Raw genomic sequence first — 6,842 nt, 5'->3', positions numbered from 1 at the left:
GGGTTTTACGACTCGTACCCAAACAATTATCTACCTCATTCAATACGCGCTCGAACAGTCGGACAATCGAGATAGCTGAAGCTATCCCTTGTCTGAAGGCGATTCATCCACCACTTACTCACTGGGATTTGCCCTTCACATTCCTTGAAGTGGGGGTTTTCTCGCCTATTTTAGATAAACGGATTCATATAATTTTCCGGACTCATGTAGATGAAATGTTGTATATTATCATGATCCGTGCAATAAATGATAGATTGACAATGGTTACACACAATTTCCCCAACCTGCCCGTAACGAGAACCCTTGTAATGAAAAAAATGACTCAATTGCTTTTCACAATTTAAGCAATAAGCAGGAATGACCATAGCATCAATTAAACCTCCGTCTAACGGAACCAGGATGGGAGGTTCATTTTCTTGATTTGGATCAGTTATAGGTGTAATAGACATTAGCGTGCTCCTTTTAATTAATACTTGATATGAAAAATATACATACAATAATTTGAGTTCTTTTTCAGATAATGTGAAGGACATTCACGGACGTTTTTTTGCTCGCAATGTCCGTCATCTCCACTATGATAGACATTTACATGCGATTTCCTCCTCACTATGTCCGTCATGCTTCCTAACTCACTTACAGCACGCTCACTTTAGCAATTTAATCTTTAATAATAATGTGCTCAGGCTTTGTCGGTATTTCTTTTAATGCGGTTTTTAAAAATTCAGGGCGAAGTTGGATATTATGTAGATCTTCTAGTGGGATCCACTTGTAAATCAAGCGATCTCCTTCTTCCCCGTAAAAGCTTTCTTTCTCGAGGGTATAGCTTCCCTCTTGGAGAGAAACATAATAATATAAACCGATCTCGTGATAATTCCGCTGATCATATTCGAAGAAGTTTTCTGTTATCCAAACCAAATTATCCACATTTATATTAAAATCTAATTCCTCTTTGATTTCCCTTTTAATACTAGCTTGAGAATCTTCCAGAACTTTTACCCTCCCACCAGGAAGTGCCCAATAGTTGTCGTTTACTTGCTTGTGTAAAAGGAGATGATTTTTCTCCACCATTATTGCTGCAACCCGATAGTTAAAAACTGCATTTTCCAGCTTAAACGTAGCATCCATTCTAACTCCCCCTTTTAAAAAAACTTATTCATTGCTACTGTTTTATAAATGACTTGCGCTATTTCTAATAAACTTATCAAGAATCCCGAATACTTTATAGTTTGCCAATAGAAAAACCATCGAATAGCCTGCCACCATATGGCTGTAGCACCGTGTCAACAAGCTGGATCACAGGTCCTTTTTCCCCTGTTTTATAAAATAAATCAAATGCCTCAATAAATGTTTCGGCGAATGCTTCATCGTATTGCTTGAGTAAACGGACAACCCATTTGGAGCTTCCAAGCCATCTTTGCTCTGCTCTTAACGTAAATTCACTGATCATTTCCGCTAAAGCTCCTGCGATGACAATCTCTTCTCCCCTTGTATCACTGCCAATAAAATCATCCAGCATGTCGGTAAGAAAATAGCGCTTGATGTCGATCATCTCTGATGTCCATTTCTCAGGGCCAGCTTCCAGGAGCTCATTCGCTTCCTGTTTAATAGAATGCAATCTTGGATCTTCTTTTAAAACGATCCCTTCCGTTACCATTCTAGGTAAGGTCGGAATGGCTCTTTCCCTATCACTTTTAAAAAATTGCTTATAGGAACTGAAATTATGTACAAAAGCTTCCACAGGCCAATCTAACTCAATAAAAGATTCTCTGTAAGAGAAAAAGGTTTCATCTGTAAAAATGACGATATCGAGATCAGATGTATTCGTTGCCTCCCCACGAACTACACTTCCTGCGAGCAGCGCCCCATTACAATGTGGATATTTCTTCTCAATAATTTTCTGTGCAGCCTTCCTTGCATCTAATTTTGCCATCCTCCGCCCTCCCAATTAATCGTAAAATTCCATATACGGTTTTTCTTGCTTATAGTAAGCAATTCGATCCTGTAATGTGCCTGTATGAAATTCAAATTTATGACCATCTGGATCAGTAAAATAAATCGATTGTTTATCTTTTTTGTCTCTTGGTCTGCCAGATAAGATAGTTACATTTAAATCTACTAGCTTTCTGTACATTTTCTCAACATCCGCTTCCTCTATGGTGAAGGCAATATGGGTATAGGACTGAATAATCTCATGGCGTGGAATATCTTTTTCTACATTGAGCGCAAGCCAAATTCCTTGTAAATCAAAGTATGCGGTATTTTTTCCTTTCACTAAAAGCTTCGCATCAAATACATTTTCATAAAATGCAATGGATTTTTCTAAATTGGAAACGGAAAATAAAAAGTGATTAAGTCCTTTTATATCCATTTACTTTCCTCCTTTACCTTCTTCCTCCTCGTGGCTTTCATTCTTATACATATCAAATGGGTTTTCCAGCAAAGTAATTTCCTTCGTCAACGGATTTAATTCTATTTTCCCACCTAAAGGTAACACCAGCTTGGGATCCGTATGACCAAAGTCAACGTCTGTCACGATAGGTAAATAGCTTGCACCAAACTCTCCACTTATTACATCTATAATGATTTTGTTTAACTCTTCTTTTTCATCTGTTGAATAATCCTTTGGCCTGCCAAACATGACACCATTTACCTTTGAAAATACACCTTGCATGCCATAATTGCGCAGCATGTAGCCGATTTCCATCGGAGAAGGTTTCTCTTCCGAAGTTTCAAAGAAGAGTATTTTCTTTTTCCAAAAAGTTGGGTCAACCCAATAAGGGGTGGATTTCAAGAACTCCAATACTTCAATACAACCTCCCCAAAGCTCCCCTTGCACCTTGTCTGCCCCTTGGAGATATTTCCAGCCAGCCGAATTATCATGAAATTCTTTACACTCCCCCAACGTATCCAAGTTGTTCCAATCCTCATAGCCATTTGTCCACTCTGAATAAGGTTTATATTTGTACGGATACTCACTACGAAAGAAGATCGAATGCAAATGCTCTGTATATGCAGAAGGCAAGTGTTTTAGTTGGGCAAGCCCAGCCATAACGGAGGGTCCGTAGAATGTAATCATCCCCAGTTTATTTAGATAAGTTAAGAAGGTTGTAGCGTCCGAAAATCCCATAATAAACTTCGGATTATTTCGAATCAATTCCACATCTAAAAACGGCAGGATTCGAATAGATTCATATCCTCCAATCGTTGTAATGATCCCATCTATGTTCACATCTGCAAAACAACGATTAATATCTTCTGCCCGAAGCTGTGGATTTTTATATAGCTCTTCCGGAGCCATTCTTGTTGTCGGCATTTCTATTATTTCAAAACCAAGTACTTCTTGCATCTGCTTTAGGCCCAGTTCATATACTTCCGGAAACAAATACGGAAGTCCATTAGACGGAGAGATAATTGCAATTCTGGAACCTTTCTCTAATATTTTCGGTTTGATCATTAATTCAGCTCCCTTGTATTTGAAAAAATTTACTTCGGGTTTAATTTTCAGTATTTTTAGCTTACTATTTGCGTACGCTTAAGGCAATCATAATTTTTATCTTTCATTACATAAATATTCTAGGCTTCTACTTCTAATTTTCTCTTTATTTAGCAGGTTTTAAAGGACCCATAGAGAACTATTTAGTAAAATAGGAACCTTTTCACTTAACCAAACGTAAGTAAGTTAACTGAATAGTGTGATCTCATTTTAAAAGATATTTATTAAGGGGGTAATACATTTGCAAAGCTTAATTCAAGTAAACAATGTTACGAAGCGTTTTGGAAAAACAACCGCAGTGAATAATGTTTCTTTTACCATTGAAAAAGGCTCCACTGTAGCTATTTTGGGACCGAATGGTGCTGGGAAGACAACAACCATTTCTATGATGCTGGGATTGCTGGAGCCGACAGAAGGTCGACTCACATTATTTAGCGAGGATCCAAAGGAAGTAGCTGTCCGGAACCGGATTGGGGCTATGTTACAGGAGGTTAGCGTTATTGATAAGTTAAGGGGTCGGGAGGTACTTGAACTATTCAGAAGCTATTATACGAACCCTCTATCCATGGAAGAGCTTATTTCTGTGACTGGGTTGAATGATGAGATGCTGAAAAAGTGGGCGAATAAACTGTCAGGGGGGCAAAAAAGAAGATTAGGTTTTGCGCTCGCTCTTGCAGGAAATCCTGACCTACTCTTTTTCGATGAACCAACGGTAGGTCTTGATATTACGGCGAGAAGGAATTTTTGGGAGAAAGTGAATATGTTAAAGGAACAGGGAAAGACCGTTATTTTCACAACACATTATCTTCAGGAAGCGGATGACTTTTCCGAAAGAATTATTCTTTTTAATAACGGAGAGATTATTGCTGATGGACGCCAGATGAAATCAAGCATAATGTTGCGGCACGTAGCGTCTCCTTCCGATCCAGCAATAAAGATGCTGTAATGGTACATATGCAAACCTTTGAAGAGGTTATCCGTTGTTATGAAAAGGATGGCCGAATTTATGCAGTAACAAATGATACAGATGCGGTTCTTGCAAAAATTTTTGGTCAAGGAATGGATGTTAAAGATATATTTATCGAACAAGGACGATTGGAAGAAGTGTTTGATCATTTGACCTCTAAGCAGAAGGAGGTAATTTAGATGAATGCGATTTTGACACAATGCAAGTTTGAAATAATCCGTATCTTTCGTAATCCTTACTTCGTTTTTTGGTCCTTGTTTATGCCAATATTATTTTATTTTATCTTTACAAATATAGTAAACACTGGAGTACCAGATCAAGGAGAGTGGCAAGCTTATTATCTGATGTCCATGACCACATTCAGTGTGATGGGTTCTGCTATTATGAACTTCGGAATTCGAATGGTACAAGAACAAACAGAGGGCTGGTCGACGTTTATGAAGCTTACCCCCTTCCCTTCCTGGGCTTACTTTTCTTCAAAGATGTTTGGCCAGCTGATCATTCATTTACTATCGATCGTGATCGTATTTTTAGCTGGTTATCTAATAAATGGTGTTTCTCTATCTGTCTCGCAATGGATATTTTCTGGCATATGGGTGCTGATTGCTTCTATTCCTTTCTTAGCCCTGGGTTCTTTAGTTGGTACGATGAAAAAAGTTGAAACTGCTAGTGGGGTAAGTAATATTATCTATTTAGCGTTGGCTATTGTTGGTGGAATGTGGATGCCCATTAACACCTTCCCTACCTTCCTGCAAAACATTGCGGAATGGCTTCCATCCTATCATTTCGGCAGCGGCGCTTGGAATATCGTACAAGGGACTTCACCTGATTGGCAAAGCTATCTTATATTAATTGGTTATCTGATTATTTTCCTATTACTTGCTGTTTCCATCCGACGTAAGCAGGAAGCATAGGAATAGAGAATGATTACACGATTCTGATCAAACAAATTCTATGATAAGCCTAATTGCATTATCTATGGTTTAATAGAAGAAGAGAATCGTATTTTTATAGAGAGTAGGTTTATAAATGATAACAATTGGATTGGTAAGACATGGGATTACAGATTGGAATGTTCGTGGTAAAGCGCAAGGGATAACAGACATCCCTCTAAATGAAGAAGGCAAAAAGCAAGCACTGCAGCTTGGAGAAAGATTAGTCCTGGAAGAACAATGGGACGTTATTGTCAGCAGTGATTTGTCCAGAGCAAGTGAAACTGCCAGAATTATTGGGGAGAAATTAAACGTACCTGTCGATCATTATGATCAACGTCTCCGTGAAAAAGATTTCGGAATAATACAGGGAACAACAGAAGAAGAAAGACTGGTTACTTGGGGAGAAAACTGGCGGGAGCTTGATTTAGGTGCGGAACCAATGGAGGCTGTTGCTGCAAGAGGAATAGCTTGTTTTAATGATCTAGCAGTAACCTACCAAAATAAACGCGTCTTAGTTGTCAGTCATGGTGCCTTAATTGGATCTACTCTAGAGGGATTATTTCCGGGGAAATTTAAAGAGACTAAAATGGGTAATACTTCTCTTACTATACTAGACAAGATCCAGGGTGAGTGGAATTGCTCGTTATATAACTGTACCACTCATTTAAACCAGCATAAGGAAGTCAAAGCTTAATAAGCACATGCTGTGACTTTTTTGCTAGCAAAATATGTAAAATACACAACCAAGTTTATAGAGGTGGCCTCGTTGAAAAATTTCATTATTTTTAGTGGCAGTTTTTTGGTCTTGTTTTTCTTGTTACAAATTGTATCTGGTATGCTTTTAACTTTCCTATATACACCTGATGTAGAAGGAGCATGGAAATCAAGTGCGCTTCTTTCAGGTGAAACAACCTTGTATGGTGTCGGTCCACTCCTTCTCTCCCTATCATCAGCTTTACTTGCTGCACTGATGGCGTACAGTGTAATGCGAAAAATACGTAAAAATGATCAGAGCAGATAAAATTTTGAAGAGGAGTTTTATATTTGCTTTTATTTGCAGAAATACTGCGCACACTTAGTTTAGTCATTCTTATTATAAGTTCTTCCTTTTACTTACGTCATTTAACAAAAACGAAGAAACAAAGAAAACTATCTCTATCAGAGTTTTTCTGGTTTATTCTGATACAGGTAGCTTTTCTTCTCTTCGCTATTAGTTTATTGCTTTTTGTATTCATGTAAGCAAAGAGAGAATAGGAGAAAACTTCATTGCAAGTATACGGGGCAAACGTTATCTCGTACAATTTTTTCAAATTGTACCTGCTTTAGACTTAAGAACACAGAGTAGTATCATCTAATTTCTTTAAGTGTGTCACGCAAGTACACGATAGGATAACAGTTAGTTAGGTGTTAATATAATTTTGCGACATCGAAAGCCCCAACGTTTGTG

General features: G+C 38.0%; 9 protein-coding genes and 1 pseudogene. 5 read left to right on the top strand and 5 right to left on the bottom strand.

What is annotated here, in order from left to right; genetic code table 11:
* Nucleotides 1–170 precede the first annotated feature (170 nt).
* The 5 genes from JCM12304_RS07770 to JCM12304_RS07750 all read right to left on the bottom strand — a co-directional run bounded on the left by JCM12304_RS07770 (nucleotide 171) and on the right by JCM12304_RS07750 (nucleotide 3,454).
* Nucleotides 171–449: a hypothetical protein gene (locus tag JCM12304_RS07770; protein WP_060679572.1), complete on the bottom strand. Its 279-nt coding sequence runs from the start codon at nucleotides 447–449 to the stop codon at nucleotides 171–173.
* Nucleotides 450–657: 208 nt separating this feature from the next.
* Nucleotides 658–1,125 carry an NUDIX hydrolase gene (locus tag JCM12304_RS07765; protein ID WP_060679570.1) on the bottom strand — a complete coding sequence of 156 codons (468 nt, stop codon included), beginning with the start codon at nucleotides 1,123–1,125 and terminating at the stop codon, nucleotides 658–660.
* Between the two features lie 94 nt (nucleotides 1,126–1,219).
* Nucleotides 1,220–1,930 carry a nucleotidyltransferase domain-containing protein gene (locus JCM12304_RS07760; RefSeq protein ID WP_060679568.1) on the bottom strand — a complete coding sequence of 237 codons (711 nt, stop codon included), beginning with the start codon at nucleotides 1,928–1,930 and terminating at the stop codon, nucleotides 1,220–1,222.
* Between the two features lie 15 nt (nucleotides 1,931–1,945).
* Nucleotides 1,946–2,368: a FosM family fosfomycin resistance protein gene (fosM, locus tag JCM12304_RS07755; RefSeq protein ID WP_060679566.1), complete on the bottom strand. Its 423-nt coding sequence runs from the start codon at nucleotides 2,366–2,368 to the stop codon at nucleotides 1,946–1,948.
* Entirely contained in the window at nucleotides 2,369–3,454 is a 1,086-nt protein-coding gene (locus JCM12304_RS07750) for a S66 family peptidase (protein ID WP_060679564.1), read from the bottom strand.
* A gap of 280 nt (nucleotides 3,455–3,734) precedes the next feature.
* On the opposite strand from JCM12304_RS07750, the pseudogene JCM12304_RS07745 reads away from it, so the two are divergent.
* The 5 genes and pseudogenes from JCM12304_RS07745 (at nucleotide 3,735) to JCM12304_RS19030 (ending at nucleotide 6,634) form a co-directional block, all read left to right on the top strand.
* A pseudogene (locus JCM12304_RS07745) lies at nucleotides 3,735–4,639 on the top strand (ABC transporter ATP-binding protein).
* Nucleotides 4,640–5,374 (top strand): ABC transporter permease, encoded by a 735-nt coding sequence (locus JCM12304_RS07740; RefSeq protein ID WP_060679562.1) that lies wholly within the window; start codon nucleotides 4,640–4,642, stop codon nucleotides 5,372–5,374.
* A 115-nt stretch (nucleotides 5,375–5,489) separates the two neighbouring features.
* A complete protein-coding gene (locus JCM12304_RS07735) occupies nucleotides 5,490–6,089 on the top strand; it encodes a histidine phosphatase family protein (protein ID WP_060679560.1) in 600 nt (199 codons plus the stop codon).
* A gap of 72 nt (nucleotides 6,090–6,161) precedes the next feature.
* A complete protein-coding gene (locus JCM12304_RS07730) occupies nucleotides 6,162–6,416 on the top strand; it encodes a hypothetical protein (RefSeq protein WP_060679558.1) in 255 nt (84 codons plus the stop codon).
* Between the two features lie 23 nt (nucleotides 6,417–6,439).
* Entirely contained in the window at nucleotides 6,440–6,634 is a 195-nt protein-coding gene (locus tag JCM12304_RS19030) for a hypothetical protein (RefSeq protein ID WP_071648675.1), read from the top strand.
* The last annotated feature ends 208 nt before the right edge of the window (nucleotides 6,635–6,842 follow it).

Origin of the sequence: Virgibacillus halodenitrificans JCM 12304 (assembly GCF_001310895.1) — a bacterium.
Taxonomy (GTDB): Bacteria; Bacillota; Bacilli; order Bacillales; family Amphibacillaceae; genus Virgibacillus_Q; species Virgibacillus_Q halodenitrificans.
The sequence above is the reverse complement of the archived record's forward strand: the minus strand, read 5'-3'. Positions and strand labels throughout refer to the sequence as shown.